Annotated in this window: 15 protein-coding genes and 1 pseudogene; 5 read left to right on the forward strand and 11 right to left on the reverse strand. The window is 60.7% G+C overall.

The features are described 5' to 3' along the window. Nucleotides 1-124 precede the first annotated feature (124 nt). Complete coding sequence (locus ABIE62_RS04140; RefSeq protein WP_354323811.1) at nt 125-871, reverse strand: cold-shock protein; 747 nt, start codon at nt 869-871, stop codon at nt 125-127. Between the two features lie 282 nt (nt 872-1,153). Between ABIE62_RS04140 and ABIE62_RS04145 the strand changes: the two genes are divergently transcribed. From ABIE62_RS04145 to ABIE62_RS04165, 5 genes and pseudogenes are all read left to right on the forward strand, one after another. Continuing rightward, on the forward strand, nt 1,154-1,585 hold the full coding sequence (locus tag ABIE62_RS04145) for a protein tyrosine phosphatase family protein (RefSeq protein ID WP_354323813.1): 432 nt from the start codon (nt 1,154-1,156) through the stop codon (nt 1,583-1,585). 9 nt (nt 1,586-1,594) lie between these two features. After that, a complete protein-coding gene (locus ABIE62_RS04150; protein WP_354323815.1) occupies nt 1,595-1,846 on the forward strand; it encodes a hypothetical protein in 252 nt (83 codons plus the stop codon). A 78-nt stretch (nt 1,847-1,924) separates the two neighbouring features. Further along, entirely contained in the window at nt 1,925-3,499 is a 1,575-nt protein-coding gene (locus ABIE62_RS04155) for a heparinase II/III domain-containing protein (RefSeq protein WP_354323817.1), read from the forward strand. Nucleotides 3,500-3,627: 128 nt separating this feature from the next. Continuing rightward, a pseudogene (locus ABIE62_RS04160) lies at nt 3,628-4,227 on the forward strand (sterol desaturase family protein); the annotation flags it as partial. Between the two features lie 24 nt (nt 4,228-4,251). Continuing rightward, nucleotides 4,252-5,841: a GMC family oxidoreductase gene (locus tag ABIE62_RS04165; RefSeq protein WP_354323819.1), complete on the forward strand. Its 1,590-nt coding sequence runs from the start codon at nt 4,252-4,254 to the stop codon at nt 5,839-5,841. A gap of 358 nt (nt 5,842-6,199) precedes the next feature. Here the strand turns inward: ABIE62_RS04165 and ABIE62_RS04170 are convergent, their stop codons facing one another. The 10 genes from ABIE62_RS04170 to rpmI all read right to left on the reverse strand — a co-directional run bounded on the left by ABIE62_RS04170 (nt 6,200) and on the right by rpmI (nt 16,677). Then, on the reverse strand, nt 6,200-7,558 hold the full coding sequence (locus ABIE62_RS04170; RefSeq protein WP_354323821.1) for an ammonium transporter: 1,359 nt from the start codon (nt 7,556-7,558) through the stop codon (nt 6,200-6,202). Nucleotides 7,559-7,570: 12 nt separating this feature from the next. After that, a complete protein-coding gene (locus ABIE62_RS04175; RefSeq protein WP_354323823.1) occupies nt 7,571-7,909 on the reverse strand; it encodes a P-II family nitrogen regulator in 339 nt (112 codons plus the stop codon). 175 nt (nt 7,910-8,084) lie between these two features. After that, complete coding sequence (locus ABIE62_RS04180) at nt 8,085-8,954, reverse strand: alpha/beta fold hydrolase (protein ID WP_354323825.1); 870 nt, start codon at nt 8,952-8,954, stop codon at nt 8,085-8,087. 176 nt (nt 8,955-9,130) lie between these two features. Further along, nucleotides 9,131-10,669, reverse strand: a complete 1,539-nt coding sequence (locus ABIE62_RS04185; protein ID WP_354323827.1) for a peptide chain release factor 3 — start codon at nt 10,667-10,669, stop codon at nt 9,131-9,133. Then, entirely contained in the window at nt 10,666-11,415 is a 750-nt protein-coding gene (locus ABIE62_RS04190) for an SDR family NAD(P)-dependent oxidoreductase (RefSeq protein WP_354323829.1), read from the reverse strand. Before ABIE62_RS04190 ends, ABIE62_RS04185 begins: the two co-directional genes overlap by 4 nt. Beyond that, nucleotides 11,412-13,814 (reverse strand): phenylalanine--tRNA ligase subunit beta, encoded by a 2,403-nt coding sequence (gene pheT, locus ABIE62_RS04195; RefSeq protein ID WP_354323831.1) that lies wholly within the window; start codon nt 13,812-13,814, stop codon nt 11,412-11,414. The genes ABIE62_RS04190 and pheT overlap by 4 nt, the downstream gene beginning before the upstream one ends. Further along, nucleotides 13,811-14,911 carry a phenylalanine--tRNA ligase subunit alpha gene (gene pheS / locus ABIE62_RS04200; protein WP_354323832.1) on the reverse strand — a complete coding sequence of 367 codons (1,101 nt, stop codon included), beginning with the start codon at nt 14,909-14,911 and terminating at the stop codon, nt 13,811-13,813. Before pheS ends, pheT begins: the two co-directional genes overlap by 4 nt. Nucleotides 14,912-14,998: 87 nt before the next feature. Then, entirely contained in the window at nt 14,999-15,919 is a 921-nt protein-coding gene (locus tag ABIE62_RS04205; protein ID WP_354323834.1) for a helix-turn-helix domain-containing protein, read from the reverse strand. 145 nt (nt 15,920-16,064) lie between these two features. Further along, nucleotides 16,065-16,424 (reverse strand): 50S ribosomal protein L20, encoded by a 360-nt coding sequence (gene rplT / locus ABIE62_RS04210; RefSeq protein WP_354323836.1) that lies wholly within the window; start codon nt 16,422-16,424, stop codon nt 16,065-16,067. 49 nt (nt 16,425-16,473) lie between these two features. Then, nucleotides 16,474-16,677 carry a 50S ribosomal protein L35 gene (rpmI, locus tag ABIE62_RS04215; RefSeq protein ID WP_354324094.1) on the reverse strand — a complete coding sequence of 68 codons (204 nt, stop codon included), beginning with the start codon at nt 16,675-16,677 and terminating at the stop codon, nt 16,474-16,476. Between the last annotated feature and the right edge of the window lie 132 nt (nt 16,678-16,809).

Consider the following 16,809-nt stretch of genomic DNA (forward strand, 5'->3'; position numbering starts at 1 on the left):
TTCCTGAATTGAGAAACAACAAGGTCTGAAACACAAATGGCGGCCCCCGAAGAGCCGCCATCTGCAATCGATTAGTCCTGTGCGAACCCGCGGTCAAACCGGGCGGAGCGCAAGGCGTTTTTGGTCAGCCTTCGTGCGGCGAAAGGTTGACGGCCGAGTGCTTGCCCCGTCGGTCAACTTCGAGATCGAACTGATAGCGTTCGCCTTCGTTCAGGGCTGAAAGTCCCGAACGTTCCACCGCGCTGATGTGCACAAACGCATCGGGTTGGCCATCATCACGGACGAGGAAGCCGAAGCCCTTCATCGCGTTGAAGAACTTGACCGTTCCGGTCACACGTTCACCCGTCAATTCCCGCGAAGGAGCGGCAGGCTTGGCCGCCACGGCAATGACATCGCCAACAACCTGAAGATCCTGAGCGGAAACCTTCCCGCCACGATCCACGAGATTGTATTGCAGTTCCTGCCCTTCGGCGAGGCCTTCAAGCCCGGCACGTTCCACCGCGCTGATGTGGACGAAGATGTCTTCGCCGCCACCTTCCTGCTGGATGAAGCCAAAGCCTTTCTGGACGTTGAAGAACTTCACGATGCCCTTGCCGGTGCCGACGATCTGGGCTGGCATACGGCTGAAACCGCCGCCGCCTGCACCGCCGCCCGCGCCGCCGCCAGGGCCGCCGGGGCCACGCGGCCCACCGCCCGAACGTGGCGCACCGCCGCCTCCACCAAACCTGTCACCGCCGCCACCGAAGCGGTCTCCTCCGAATTCGCGCGGCGGCGAAAAACCATCGCCATTGCCGCCAAACGGATCGAAGCTTTCTTCGCCAAAGCCGTCGCGCTTGTCGCGGCCGCGCCGGCGTCCCCTATCGTAACCCATAGATCAGTACGTACCTTGTCACACCGCCCGTCCTCATATGTGCCGGTGACGTGGACAGCGAGCCGCACCGGACACAGACGCGCCGAGCTTGATACCCGGTGCGCACGTAGAGCGCGGTATAGCGCACAAAAAGTCGATTTGCGAACGATTTTACCGGCCTGCGTGGCGGTGTCGCCTCGCGATTGCCACAAGGGCGGTCAGGCTGACTGCACGAACGCTTGTGCGCAGGCGCGTGCTTGGGCATGACACGAGCCGGACACGCACCGGAAAGCAGCAATAGCCATGAGCAATTTTCGCAAACTCACTGAAAATATTATGGTTAGTCAACAACTTGCTCTCTCCGATGTGGCGGACGCAGCGGGATTGGGAGTCGCGCTGATCATCAATAATCGTCCCGACGGCGAAGACCCGGATGCTCCCCAGGGAGATGATATTGCTGCTGCTGCCGCCGCCGCTGGCCTCAATTACGCCGCGATTCCGATCGGCCATTCGGGCTTCAGCGAACCGCAGGTCGATGCAATGATTGCCGCGCTGGAGCAGGCCGAAGGGCCGATTCTCGCCTATTGTCGGTCGGGCACGCGATCGACTTTTCTGTGGGCGTTGGCCGAAGCGAAGCAGGGTGGTGATCCTGCGACCATCGCCCGCACTGCAGCGCAGGCGGGCTATGACGTCAGCCCGATTCGCGCGATGATCGATATGCTCGCCGCGCGCTGAGGTGCTGTGATGGATATTCCCCCACTGCTGCTCCAGACTGCTGGATCGCTGATCGCGATCCTTGCGCTGGCGGGGCTTGCATGGTGGCTTAAGCTGGGCGGCGCTCCGGTGCTGGTCGGGGAAGATGACATTCGCCGGGTGGCAGGCGAAGTTGAGGACGGCTTTGAGCCGCTGGATTGGGCTGTATCGCAGGATCATACCGCCGCAATCCCGTGCTTAACCTCGAAACTGAAACCTCGCTACCGTGAGTTAACATCATAGCACGCATTTTGAAAAAATTGATCGGGTAAATAGTCATAAAAATAGATAATTTTTTTAGAAAGCAGTCGAGTAATAATTATGTTCAAAGAAGAAATAATAGCATCCTATACGATAGATGCGGTTCCGTTAACCTTCGGCGGCGTTACGACGGAGATGGCCGATAGGGCGATGGGCGGCGAATTATATGTGCCAACTTTTGGTTTTTTTAAGCAGGCGAGCCCCAATGATTTTGAACTACAAGGGGAAAAATTTGATAACACAATGCAGCTCTGGCACCATACGCTGCCCTCCGTGCTGGCTCTGCTGAAGACAGGCCAAGAACAGCGGAAGAATCATTTCATTGATCGGGCGCTTGATATTACCGAAAGATATCTAAATTGGCTGTCGTCTCAACCGCTCTCGCACCCCGCTTGGAAAGATGAACATGCTGTTGCAAACAGACTGCGCCTGCTTAATTATTATGTTTCTAAGCAAGATAATGGCCAGATAGCTCTTTCGGCTTCCCTCGCACGCGCCGCCGCCGTTATGGCCCAAAGCCATGCGGATTGGTGTGCCCGCGAGTCCAGTTATGTCTGGAACAACCATGGGTTAATGTCAGACCGAGCTTTGCTCGAGTCTGCTGTGGTTCAGAGGCATGTTCCCGTATGGCAGCGGACTTACTGGGCCGACACAGCCCTGAACCGAGCCCGCAAACTTTTGGACAAAACATTTGACTCATGCGGCTGCTGTACCGAAAACAGCCCTGCATATCACATGCTTAATATGATGTTATTCAGAGACTTCGTAAGCTTCTGCAAAAAGGCAGGTTATGTTTCTGAATTAGATGTTTTCACCGAAAAGCTAGAGTTGGCCGAAATGTTTGCTGGCTTTTTTGTGCGAAAAAATGGCACTTATGCAACAATAGGTGACACGGAACTTCACCCGACCCACTGGATCGATTCAAAGCGTTATGCCCCACAGACGGGAACGACCGTTTCTCCCGAAAGCGGATTTTTTATTCACAAGACTGATAATCTATATTTTACCGCAAAATGCGGTGGATCGACCTTCGTGCATCGGCATGTCGATGAAACGAGCATTACATTACAACATCAAGACGTTGATTTCATTTTGGATGCGGGACTCTACAAATTTTCGACCCAGACGGATCAGCAAGCGCGTTGGTTCAGATCCAGCAGGGCCCATAGCGGTGTCTTCACTGAGGATTGCGACAACATTCGCTTTGCGAATTTCGAGGGGCCAACGCACTTGGGTGCGATTTCCGAGATTTGGTACGAGGGTGAAGATGCTCATTGCGAGATGAAAAGCTTCCTTTCTGAAAGAGCTATGATTACGCGCACAGTGATTATTGTGTCTGGAGATCAAGAAATACAAATATCAGACAAAGTACAATCACGTGATAATGAGGAAATTAACTGGTTTGTTACATTTATCATTCCCGGAGAAGCTACGATTCAAAAAGAAGATGATGCATATCAGATCACGTGCGGAGAAGAGAGTATAAAATTGTATTTTTCAGTAAATTCAAATATTTCAATATTTAAAACTCTGATGTCCAAGCAGTTTGGCGTTTGCGAAGATGCCTACGCGCTCGTTGTAAGCGGCCGTGATAACTCGAAAAATCTCAAAACACGTATAGTGTTGGGAGGTTAATTGTTAACTTCAATAAACGATTGCCTTCGTTTTTTGGAAAGCTCTGGCTGGTCAGCGCGTCGAAAAGTCTCGGAAGTAATACCGCTATTTATGACCACCGTGCGGGGCAAAATGGTTTGGAATAAATCGCGCTGCGACAAAGCTGGACTGGCGCGCTGACCTTTGGTTTCGTGTTCACGCTACCACTGGTGTTGCTGGGCTTTCACCCGGTGATGATCGCGATCTGCAGCGGGTTCAACCTCATCTATCAGTTCTGGATCCATACCGAGGCGATCAAGCGGATGCCGCGCTGGTTCGAAGCGGTGATGAACACGCCGAGCCACCACCGCGTCCACCACGCCACCAACCCGCGCTATCTCGACCGCAATTACGCGGGCGTGTTCATCATCTGGGACCGGATGTTCGGCACCTTTGAACCCGAAGTGGATGACGAGGCGATCCGTTACGGCATCGTCAAACAGCTTGGCAGTTTCAACCTGTTGTGGGCGGTGTTCCACGAATGGATCGGGATGCTGTCTGACATCTGGCGCGCGCCGTTGCGGCACAAGCTCAGCTACCTGCTGCGCGAACCCGGCTGGAGCCATGATGGCAGCCGCGAAACATCGAACATGATCCGCGCACGGTGGAAAACACGGGTTGGGCAGGCGCGCGTCGAGGATGAGGTTACACCTGCCGCCGCATCAGTTGCGACTCGAAACCCGATTGCAGCGGGCAGCGAACCTGCCTAGTCTCCCCCGCCAAAGGGAGAGATCATGGAAAGTTTCGATTACATCGTCATTGGCGGTGGCAGCGCGGGCAGTGCCGTTGCAGGACGGCTGGCGGTGGATGGCACGCGCCGGGTGTGTCTGATCGAGGCGGGCGGGCGCAACGACAATGTCTGGATCAAGACGCCGGGCTTCATGCCCTTCATCCCCGAAAAATCGAACTACCGCTATGAAACTGTGTCGCAAAAAGGCCTGAACGGGCGCACCGGATATCAGCCGCGCGGGCGGGGCCTGGGCGGATCGTCAGCGATCAATGCGATGGTCTATATCCGCGGGGGCCGCTGGGATTACGACAATTGGGCGGCACAGGGCTGCACCGGCTGGGCCTATGACGATGTGCTGCCATACTTCAAACGCGCAGAGGCAAACGAACGCGGCGGCGATGATTATCACGGCGCAGGCGGGCCGCTGTTCGTGTCTGACCAGACCGCCGCCAACCCGGCAAGCCACGCCTTTGTCGAAGCCGCCGCCGCGCTGCAATTGCGCACCAGTGCCGATTTCAATGGCGAACGGCAGGATGGGTTCGGCCTGTATCAGGTGACGCAGCGCAAGGGCGAACGCTGGTCTGCCGCGCGCGCTTACGTTGAACCGATCCGCGAACAGGGCAATTTCGCGGTGCGCACTGATACGCTGGTTGAAAAGCTGGTGATCGAAGGCGGGCGCGTGACCGGGGTGCAGGTGCGGCGCGGAGGCCAACCCGAAACGCTGCTGGCGCGGCGCGGGGTGGTGCTGTCAGCAGGCGCGTTCAACAGCCCGCAGGTCCTGATGCTGTCAGGCATCGGCCCGGCAGATCACCTGAAGGCGCATGGGATCGACGTGGTGCTGGATCGCGCAAGCGTGGGCGGCAACCTGCAGGATCATATCGACTATGTCTCCGGCTGGGAGACAGTCAGCGACGTTCCGATTGGCAGCACTTTGAAGGGCAGCCTGCGGATGGTGGCGGCGATGATCGAGCATCGGCGCAAGCGCACCGGCGTGATGACCACCCCCTATGCCGAAGCCGGCGGTTTCTGGACGGTAATGCCCGATAGCCCAGCGCCCGATGTGCAGTGGCACTTTGTCCCCGCCGTGTTGGAAGATCACGGGCGTGAGAAGGTCAAGGCGCACGGCTTTTCGCTCCACGCCTGCGTGCTGCGCCCCGAAAGCCGGGGAACGGTGCGGTTGGGCAGCGCGGATGCGGCGGCCGCGCCGGTGATTGATCCCAACTTTCTTGATGACGAACGCGATATGGCAACCTTGCGCGCCGGGGTGCGCCTTTCACACCGCATTGCCGAAGCGCCGCCGTTGCAGGCATTCGGCCCAACTGATCGCCACCCGGTTGATTTGAATGATGACGCCGCGCTCGACGCGCTGATCCGCAGCCGCGCTGACACGGTCTACCACCCGGTCGGCACCTGCCGGATGGGCGCAGACGCCGATGCGGTGGTCGATCCGTCGCTAAGGCTGAACGGGCTGGACGGGCTGTGGGTGGCGGACGCCAGTGTGATGCCCAAGATCGTCAGCGGCAACACCAACGCGCCCAGCATCATGATCGGCGAAAGGTGCGCGGATTTCGTGATGGAGGCCGAAAGAGCGTAGTTTGTTTCGCCCTCAAGCGCCGGGCGCAGCGCATCTGCGCTGCTTGGCTTTCGCGCCATAGGGCGCGGCGGCCGGTCGGCCTTGCGGTCGCTGCGCGACCGATTCAGCGCGCGCCATTTAAGTCCCAAACGGCCCAAAGGGCCGCGAGCGCACGCGCGCGAGCCGCAGGCGCTCCGGTGCGCAGCGCCGGACACGCGCCAAGGACGACCACGCGGAGGCGCGGTCGTAATACAAAAAAAGGCCGGAGGGTTTTCACCGCTCCGGCCATTGCAAGTTTGTTCGTTCGCAGGAGGAACGGATTGAGGCGGGGGGAGAGGAGAGGGAGAGAGCCTCCCCCCGCCAAACTGGTTGAGAAGGTTTAGTTGTAGGCGCGCTCCCCGTGTTCAGAGATGTCGAGCCCGTTGACTTCGGCTTCTTCATCGACCCGCAGGCCAATGGTCAGCTTCACAAGGACGGCAGCGATCAAGGTGCCGATCCCGGCCCAGCCGATGGTGATCAGAACGCTTTTGATCTGGATGCCGAGCTGCACACCAAGCGCGGTCGAACCATCGCCGGGGCCGCCGAGGAACGGCTGGTATACCACCGCCGTGCCAATCGCGCCGACGATGCCGCCGATCCCGTGGATGCCGAAAGCATCGAGCGAATCGTCGTAGCCAAACTTGGCCTTCACCTTGGCAACGAAGACATAGCAGACCGCCGAGGCAACAATGCCGAGCAGGATCGCACCAAACGGGCCAGAGTTACCCGCCGCCGGAGTGACCGCCACAAGCCCGGCAATCACACCCGAACAAAAGCCCAGCGCCGAACCCTTGTGGCCCGCAGCGCGCTCAATCACCATCCAGGTCAGCGCGCCCGCTGCGGTGGCGACGAAGGTGTTGATCATGGCGAGCCCCGCCGACCCATCAGCCTCAAGCGCCGACCCTGCGTTGAACCCGAACCAGCCCACCCACAGCAGGCCGGTGCCGATCATCGTCATCACCAGGCTGTGCGGCGGCATTGGTTCCGACGGATAGCCGCGACGCTTGCCCAGCAGATAGGCCAGCACGAGGCCCGAAACACCGGCGTTGATGTGCACCACGGTGCCGCCAGCGAAATCGAGCGCGCCGTCTTCGAACATCAGCCCGCCGCCTGCCCACACCATGTGTGCGATCGGGAAATAGACGATCGTCAGCCAGATCGGCACGAAGGCCATCACCGCGCTGAACTTCATCCGCTCCGCCGTCGCGCCAAGGATCAGCGCAGCGGTGATCGCGGCAAAGGTCATCTGGAAACTGATGAAGACATATTTGCTGATGACTTCATCGGTGAAAGTCGCCGCCGTGCTGCTGGCGTCAGTGCCAGACAGGAAATAGCTGCCCCCGCTGACGAACAGGCCCAGCGTACCTTCGTAAACCGTATCGCCAAACGCGAGGCTGTAGCCCCACATCACCCAGATCAGCATGGCGAGACAGGCAGTCGCGCCGATTTGCGTCATGGTCGATAGCATGTTCTTCGACCGGGTGAGCCCGCCGTAGAACAGCGCGAGGCCCGGCAGGATCATCAGCAGCACGAGGATGGTCGCGGTCATCATCCAGGCGTTATTGCCAGGGTTGGGAACGGCAGGCGCGGCTTCGGCAGCGGCTGCGGCGGCCTCCGCCACCGGAGCGGCAAACGCCGGTGCGGCCAGCACGACCGCACCGGTCAGCAACGCCGCCAAATTGAGGAAAATACGCTTCATCGCTTGGTCCCTTTACAGCGCGGTTTCGCCGGTTTCGCCGGTGCGGATGCGGGTGACGGAGGCGAGATCGAACACAAAGATCTTGCCGTCGCCGATTGCGCCGGTGTTGGCGGTTTGCTGGATGGTTTCGACCACCTGCGCGGCGATATCGTCGCTCGCAGCGATCTCGAGCTTCACTTTGGGAAGCATGTTGGTGGAATATTCGGCCCCGCGGTAGATTTCGGTCTGGCCCTTCTGGCGACCAAACCCCTTGACCTCGGTCACGGTCATTCCGGCGATACCAATCCCGCCCAGCGCCTCACGAACGCTGTCGAGCTTGAATGGTTTGATGATGGCGATGATGAACTTCATCTGTGGCCCCTGTTGCACCGGATCGTTCCGGCCAATCAGGACACAGCAACAAGCGTGCCATATTTGCTTAGTGGGGCTGATGCAGCGGAATCAGCTGGTTTCTTCGCACCTGCGGAAAAATGCCTGCCTAATAATTAGGCGCATGTATATTTCTTAGGCACAAATTGCGAATCGATCACAAAAAATCGCGCAAAGTGGCGATGAAGCGGTCGAACTGATCGTGATGCAGCCAGTGGCCGGCTTGTTCGAACTCGATCACTCTGGCCGTCTGAAAATGCCCGATCCGCCCGTCCTTCGCCGGGTTGGAGGCCCAACTATCAGCGCCGTAGAGCAGCAACGTCGGGCAAGTGATCGCACCCCACAGCGCCTCGACGAATTCGTCGGCAATTTCCTCGACCGGCCAGACATTGAGGTGCGGGTCGAACTTCCAGCTATAGGTGCCGTCCTCGTTGCGGTTGACGCCGTGGACGGTCAGATGCCGCGCCTGTTCCTCGGTGAGGTAGGCGTTTTCCTCGATCATCCGCGCGAACGCGGCTTCGATGCTGTCATACTTACGCGGGGTGCGCCCGGCGGCCTTGCGCTTCTTCTCGATCCATTCGGCGAGACGTTCGGGATAAGGCACTGCGCGCTGTTTCGCGCGCGCTTCAGGCGAGGGGCCAAGCCCTTCGATGGCGACCAGCTTGCTCAGCATGTCGGGGAAGGCGCCGGCGTAACGCAGCGCGACATTGCCGCCCATCGAATGCGCCACCATCCGCACCGGGCCGACACCCAGCTGATGGATCAGCTGCGCCAGATCATAGACCATGTCGCCCGCTGAATAGACCCCGTCGGACACCCAATCGCTATCGCCATGCCCGCGATGATCCATCGCGATGACGTGGTAATCCTCGCGCAGCGCCTCCGCCGTCCAGTGCCACGAACGTGCATGATCACGCCCGCCGTGCACCAGCACCAAGGGAGGTTTTCCCCTGCCGCCCCAATCGAGGTAATTCAACCGAAGGCGCTGAGAGATGAAGGTCTGCGATGTAGGGCCAGTGTGGTGCATGGGTTATGCTTTGGCCAAATGGGCGCGATTGGGCAAGACCCGGCCCCAATACCGGTTCGTCCTGAGCTTGCCGAAGGGCCGTCTTTCTTGAGGATCACGCCGAACGCAGGCAAAACAGTGCTTCGACCCCGGCCTGCGCCGGGGCAGGCAAGCTCAGGGCAAGCGGGGAAAGGTTTTCACCGCTCCTTGGTGGCCGAAAAGGTCAGCTCGGGATTCTTTTCGACCTGATAGCTCACGTCCCACGGGCTTTTCGCCATGAACACGTAATCGCCATCGCGATCCCGCGCGAGGTTGGCGCGGTTGAACCCGGCGAATTCCTCCAAGGCCTTTTCATCGCCCTTGATCCATCGCGCGGTGGCGAAGGGCGATGGTTCGAGCACGGCTTCGACCTTGTATTCGGCCTCAAGCCGCGAAATCAGCACTTCCAATTGCAACTGCCCGACCACGCCGACAATGTGCTGCGATCCGATGTCGGGATGAAACACCTGGATCACGCCTTCTTCAGAAAGATCGTCGAGCGCTTTGCGCAATTGCTTGGTCTTGGTCGGATCGCGCAATTGCACCCGGCGCAAGATTTCGGGCGCGAAATTGGGCAGGCCAGTGAAGCGCACCTGATTGCGTTCTGACAGCGTATCACCCACCCGCAAGGTGCCGTGGTTGGGGATGCCGATGATGTCGCCCGCCTCTGCGGTATCGGCGATTTCACGATCCTGCGCGAAAAACAGGATCGGCGAATGCACCGCAATCGGTTTGCCCAGCCCTGACGGGGTCAGCTTCATGCCGCGTTTGAAGGTGCCCGATACCTGCCGCATGAAGGCGATACGGTCACGGTGGTTGGGGTCCATATTGGCCTGCACCTTGAAGATGAAGCCGGTAACTTCGTCGCGGTCCGGGCTGATCTGCTCCTCCCCCGCAGGCTGCGGGCGCGGCGGCGGGGCATAGCGGGCGATCGCATCGATCAATTCGATGATGCCGAAATCCTTGAGCGCCGATCCGAAATAGACCGGGGTCAAGTCGCCGTGGCGAAAGGCCTCAAGGTCAAATTCAGGATAGCCGCCGCGCGCCAATTCAATCTCGTCAGCGAAGCGTTCCGGGATCACGGCATCCGCCTCACGCTTGCCCAGAAATTCGCGGCTGGGGCCTTCGGGGCGGCTCACTTCGCCACTGGCGAAATCGAGAATGCCCTCAAATTCGCCGCCCATCCCGATTGGCCACATCTGCGGGGAGACATCGAGCGCCAGCATATCTGCCACTTCGTCGAGCGTTTCGAACGGATCGCGGCCTTCGCGGTCAACCTTGTTAACGAAGGTGATGATCGGCACGCTCCGCAATCGGCACACCTCGAACAGTTTGCGGGTCTGCGGTTCGATCCCCTTGGCTGCGTCGATCACCATCACGGCGGAATCCACGGCGGTCAGCGTGCGGTAGGTATCTTCCGAGAAATCCTCGTGCCCCGGCGTGTCGAGCAGGTTGAAGACGATGCCCCCCAGATCATCGAAGGCGCGCTCGAACGTCATCACCGACGACGTGACCGAGATGCCGCGCTGCTGTTCGATCTTCATCCAGTCCGACCGCGCCCGCCGCGCCGCGCCGCGCGCCTTGACCTCACCGGCAAGATGGATCGCGCCGCCCTGCAGCAGCAGCTTTTCGGTGAGCGTGGTTTTCCCGGCGTCAGGGTGCGAAATGATCGCGAAGGTGCGGCGGTTAGATGTCATACGGGATCGCGTGCGACGCGGAAGCCCGCGAAGTCCTGGTTGACCGGCATCAGTTCGATCCGGTTGATGTTGAGATGCGGCGGCAGGCTGGCGATCCACAGGATCGTGTCGGCGATGTCCTGTCCGGTCATCGGATTGACACCGCGATAAAGGCTGTCCGAAGCCTCCTGACTGCCGGTGCGCACCACGGTGAATTCGGTCTCGACCATGCCGGGTTCGATGCTGGTGACGCGCACCCCGGTGCCGTGCAGATCGGCCCGCAGGGCGAGCGTGAAGTGGTTGGCGAAGGCTTTTGACCCCGCATAGACATTGCCGCCCGGATAGACGTAACTCCCCGCAACCGAACCGATCGCGATGATCGCACCCTTGCGCGCGATCAGACCGGGCAGCAGCTTGCGGGTCAGCACCACCATCGCGGTGATGTTGGTGTCGATCATGGTGTGCCAATCATCCAGATCGGCATTCTGAGCAGGTGCGAGGCCTTGGGCGAGGCCGGCATTGTTGACCAGCAGATCAATGTCGCGGAAATCCTCGGGCAAGCCTGCCAGGGCAGCGTCGAGCGCGGCGGTATCGCGCACGTCAAAGCAGGCGGGGTGGACCTTGTCAGCCCCCAACTCTGCCACCAACGCATCCAGTCGCTCCTTCCGCCGACCGGTCGCGACGCAGCGCCAGCCGTTCGCGACCAGCGTGCGGACCGTGGCAAGGCCGATTCCGGCGGTGGCACCGGTGACAAACGCCGTTTTCATCCGCGCAACTCCCCACCCAGCTTGGCGGCGGCAGCGATCACCTTTTCGGCGATGGCTTTCAGTTCCGCATCCTTGAAGCTGGTCTCACCCGGTTGCAGCGTGACTTCGATGGCGAGCGACTTGTGGCCTTCGGGCACGCCCGCACCTGCGAACACGTCGAACACCCGCACGGCTGTGATTGCCGCCTTGTCCGCGCCCTGCACGCTGCGCACCAGATCGCCCGCGGCCAGCGCCTCAGGCACCAGAAAAGCAAAATCGCGCGTCACTGCCTGCAAGGCGAGCGGAGTGAAGCCGGGTCGGGCGAAGGCCGCGTTTTTTCGCGCCGGGATCGCATCAAGGAACAGTTCGACCGCGGCAATCGGCCCATCAACGTCAAACGCCTTCAGGGTTGCCGGATGCACCATCCCGAACCGCGCCAGCACGGTTTTGGGGCCGAGCCGCAGAGTGGCCGACTGGCCGGGGTGGAACTGCGGCCCCGGCCCAAGGGAATCAGGGCCCATCACCATCAGATTGGCGGTAGGAGCGCCCGCCGCTTCGAGCAATTCGAGCGCCAGTGCCTTGGCATCATAAGCGTCGAAGCTCTGCGCCTTGCCCGTCTTCCATCCGCGCGGCGTTTTCTCGCCCGCCAGCACGATGCCCAATGTCGGCCTTTCATCGCTGAGGCCATCCTGCGCATGGAAATAGCGCCGCCCGATTTCGAACAGGCGCGAGCCGGGCGCGCCGCGATCGGCGTTGCGCTTGGCAGCGATCAGCAGGCCGGGCAGCAAGGAAGGACGCATCGCCTTCAGGTCTTCGCTGATCGGATTGGCGAGCACCCACAGCGCCTGATCATCAATGGCGAAATGTTCCGCCGCCCATTCGGGCAGGAAGCTCCACGTGACCGCTTCGTTCAACCCGCTCGCCGCCGCGGCTCGGCGCAAGCCCCGTTCCAGCTTTTGCTGCGGAGTCGCGGTCGGTCTTGCCACACCCTCGGTGCGCGGTAGGGGCACGCTTGCCACTGTGTCGAGCCCGTGGATGCGCACCACTTCTTCGACCAGATCGGCAGCGCCTTCGATATCATGGCGGCGCAGCGGGCAGGTGACCTGCCAGCCCGCGCTGACAGTGAAGCCGAGCCTTTCGAGGATGCGGCGTTGTTCGCCCACAGCCACATCCACCCCGCCGAGGCGCAGCGTCAAGCCCGGATCAAAGGCGATCACCTTCGCGGCGCTCGGCGGTGAACCGGCGCGCACGGTCTCGGTTGGAGTTCCGCCCGCCAGTTCGACGATCAACCCGGTGAGCAGGTCAAGCCCATCGTCCAGAAAATCCGGGTCGACCCCGCGTTCAAACCGGATGCGCGCGTCCGACGCCAGCCCCAGCTTACGCCCCGTTGCGCCAATACGCACCGGATCGAAATAAGCGATTTCGAGCAGCACGTCTGTGGTCGTTTCCGATACCCCCGAATCCTCACCGCCCATGATCCCGGCGACATCGTGGACTTGGGCGTCGTCGGCGATCACCACCATGCTGTCATCAAGCGTGTAGGTTTTCTCGTTGAGCGCCAGCACCTGTTCGCCCGCGCGGGCGCGCCGCGCCACCACCGAGCCCGAAAGCTTGGCAAGATCATAGATGTGCGCCGGACGGCCAAAGGCGAGCATCAGGTAGTTGGTGAGGTCAACCAGCAGCGAAATCGGGCGCTGGCCCGCGCTTTTCAGGCGCGCCTGCAACCAATCGGGCGAGGGGCCATTGGTGACGCCGGTAATCACCCGGCCATAGAACGCCGGGCAGCCTTCCGGATCGTCAGTGCGGATTTCCACCGGGCAATCACCGCGCTCTGAAAACGCAGGGATCGCAATCGGCTTCAGCGTCCCCAGCCCCTTCGCCGCAAGATCGCGGGCGATGCCGTAAACACCCATGCAATCGGGCCGGTTGGGTGTCACCGCGGCCTCGATCACCGGGGACGCACCATGGTAATCGGCAAAGCTCTTCCCTACCGGCGCGTCGTCCGGCAATTCGATGATCCCGTCGTGGTCCTCGCCCAGTTCCAACTCGCGGACCGAGCACATCATGCCATTGGATTCGACCCCGCGGATCGCGCTCTTGCGCAGCACCATGCCGTTGGCCGGGACAACCGCTCCGGGCAGGCCTAGCACGCCCTTCATCCCCGCGCGGGCATTGGGCGCGCCGCACACGACCTGCAACGGATCGCCCTCTCCGGTATCGACGGTGAGCACCTGCAGCTTGTCAGCATCGGGGTGGCGCGCGGCGGTCAGCACGTGGGCGACGCGGAAACCGGCGAGCTTGTCCCCCGGGTCTTCGACGCCTTCAACCTCAAGCCCGATGGCGTTCAGCGCATCGCAGATTTCCGCGACCGTGGCGGTGGTTTCAAGGTGATCCTTAAGCCAGGTGAGCGAGAACTTCATGCGCGCGCTCCTACACCGGCGGACAGCGTCGGCTGATCGAACGGGCTGAAACCGTAATGCGCCAGCCAGCGCGGGTCGCCATCGAAGAAGGCGCGCAGATCATTCATTCCGTATTTCAGCATCGCAATCCGATCGATCCCGAGGCCGAAGGCAAAGCCCTGATATTCATCGGGATCAATTCCGGCAAATTCTAGCACACGGCGGTTCACCATCCCGCTGCCGCCCAATTCCATCCACGCATGGCCCGGCGCATCGCCGTGCCCACCGACCACGCGGCGGTCTCCTTCGGTGGAGTAACCGACATCAACCTCGACGCTTGGCTCGGTGAAGGGGAAGTATGACGGGCGCAGCCGCAGCACGATATCCTCGCGCTCAAAGAACGCCTTGAAAAAGGTCTCCAGCGTCCATTTGAGGTGGCCCAAGTGAATGTCGCGGCCCACGACCAGCCCTTCGACCTGATGGAACATCGGCGTATGGGTGGCATCGCTGTCGCTGCGATAGACCCGCCCCGGCGCAATCAGACGGATCGGCGCGCCCTGTGCCAGCATTGAACGGATCTGCACCGGCGAGGTGTGCGTACGCAGCAGAATCTCCCGGCCTTCGCTCGTTCGGTCCGGGAAATAGAATGTATCGTGCATCGCCCGCGCCGGATGCGTTTCGTCCATGTTGAGCGCGGTGAAATTGTGCCAGTCGTCCTCGATTTCCGGCCCGGTGGCGACCGCAAAGCCGAGATCAGCGAAGATTTCGGCAAGCTCATCCATCACCTGGCTGACCGGATGCACCGAACCGCGCGGCGCAGGCGCGGCGGGCAGCGTCAGATCAATTGTCTCGCGCGCTAGCCGGGCTTCAAGCTCCGCAGTCTCCAACGCCGCCTTGCGCGCATCCAGCGCCGCAGCAATGTCCGTACGCGCAGTCTGGATCGCAGGCGCAGCCGCAGTGCGCTCTTCCGGGCTCATCCCGCCCAGCGTCTTGAGCGCGAGGCTGACCCAGCCCTTTTTGCCGAGCGTGTCGAGCCGCTGCGCCTCAAGCGCGTCAAGGCTCGTCGCTGCAGCAATCGCGGCCAGCGCGGCCTGTGTCTGGTTGGTGATGTCGGTCATGGCCCTAAGAGTTTTCGCAAGCGGAGTTTTCCCCCGGCCCGCTAGCCGCAAATCGCACGTTTTGCAAAGAACCTGTCGCGGTTGACGTCAGGGCGGCGGCGCGGCGTCCAGCGTTTGGGCCGCGCTGCCCCACATCCGCGCGCGGGCTTCCATGAACGATTTCAGAATCGGGTGGTCAAGCGCGGCATATTCACTTGGGTTCATGGTCATGAATTCGTGGAACTCGCGGGTGAATTGCGCCTGATCGTGGTAATGTGCATCCATTACCTCGGTCCAGTGGCTACCGTGATGGAGCATATAAGTGGTGAGGCTGCGCATGAACCGCTGGCGGCGCATCAGCAGCTTGGGCGAAAAGCCGAAATATTTCGTCGACAACCGTTCCAGCATGCGAATACTCATCGCGCAGGAATCGGCCAGATCGCGCACGGAGGCGTGCTCGCTATTGACCAACTCGCGGTGCACGCGGGCAATGCGGGCATCGTCGCGGGTGGGGCGCATCATCTGCGTCATGGCGTTGACGATCGCATCGAACTGTTCGTCCATGCTGGCCTGCGGATTGCATAGCGTATCGGTCAGTCCGGCAAAGTGCTGAAAGGCGAAATGCGCCGCGCCGTCGCAGATGATGTTAGCACAGCTGCGCGCATCGGATCGCATGAACCGCGCCCATCCCAGCGGAAGGAAGCCCACACCCCACATCCGCACCGGCCCCAGTGTAAACCGGCATGGCAGCGCGCTTGGCCCCGTCGCAACGAAGGGGGCACCGCTGACGCGAATTGCGCCAATCTCGGCATCAGGTGCACTGCCACAGAAGAAACGGATATTGCCCCATTCGGGCTGGAGGTAATCGGTAAGGGGAGAGGCCGGATCATCCAGATCCAAGGCAAGATGGTAGAAGGTGGTAAAACACCCCTCGAACTGCGCGGGCGGTTCGCGGAATTCCGCGTGCAGCCGGTAACCTGCAAGCGGCAGACGGCCTCCTATCACGCGTGAATCAAACCTATCCCCCATGAATTACAGATTGCGCGTAATAGCGCAGTCTAACAAGGCTGTTGGCGCATTTCTACAAGTGGACACGAAAAAGGCGAGCCTTTTCACAGGCTCGCCATAATTCGATTCTACTCTAGGCGGGCTAGTCAGTCCGCCTTGCGACCAATCAGGCGGGCAGCGCGGCCTTGGCCTGCTGGATCACGGCCTTGAACGCGCCGCCTTCGTTCATGGCAAGATCGGCCATCGCCTTGCGGTCGAGTTCGATCCCGGCCAGCTTGATGCCGTGCATGAACTGCGAATAGGTCAGGCCTTCCATGCGGACAGCCGCATTGATGCGCTGGATCCACAGGGCGCGGAACGTGCGCTTCTTAACCTTGCGGTCGCGGTAGGCGTATTGCCCGGCCTTTTCGACCGCCTGACGGGCGACCCGGATGGTATTCTTGCGGCGACCGCGATAGCCCTTGGCCTGGTCGAGAATCCGCTTGTGTTTGGCGCGGGTGGTAACACCGCGTTTGATGCGAGACATATCAGTATATCCTTATCTTGAGGACGCGCTGGCCATCAGGCCTGCAGCATCAATCCAGCCCGTAGGGCGCCCATTTCTTGATCGTCGGCGTGTCGTGCGACGACAGTACCGATGTCCCGCGATTCTGGCGGATATACTTCGCATTGTGGCTGATCAGACGGTGACGCTTGCCAGCGACGCCGTGCTTGACCTTGCCGGTGGCGGTGATTTTGAAGCGTTTCTTCACACCGCTCTTGGTCTTCAGCTTGGGCATTTTCATCTCCTGTAAGAGACACGTCGGAACCGGCCATGGCAGCCCTTGTCGCCAGGCTGGCTGATTGATTCGTGTCAGTGAAGTGCGCGCGGATAGGCGGGAAGGGGTGGAAAGGCAAGGGTGTTGAGGCAG

Source organism: Porphyrobacter sp. MBR-155 (genome assembly GCF_040547625.1).
Classification (GTDB): domain Bacteria; phylum Pseudomonadota; class Alphaproteobacteria; order Sphingomonadales; family Sphingomonadaceae; genus Erythrobacter.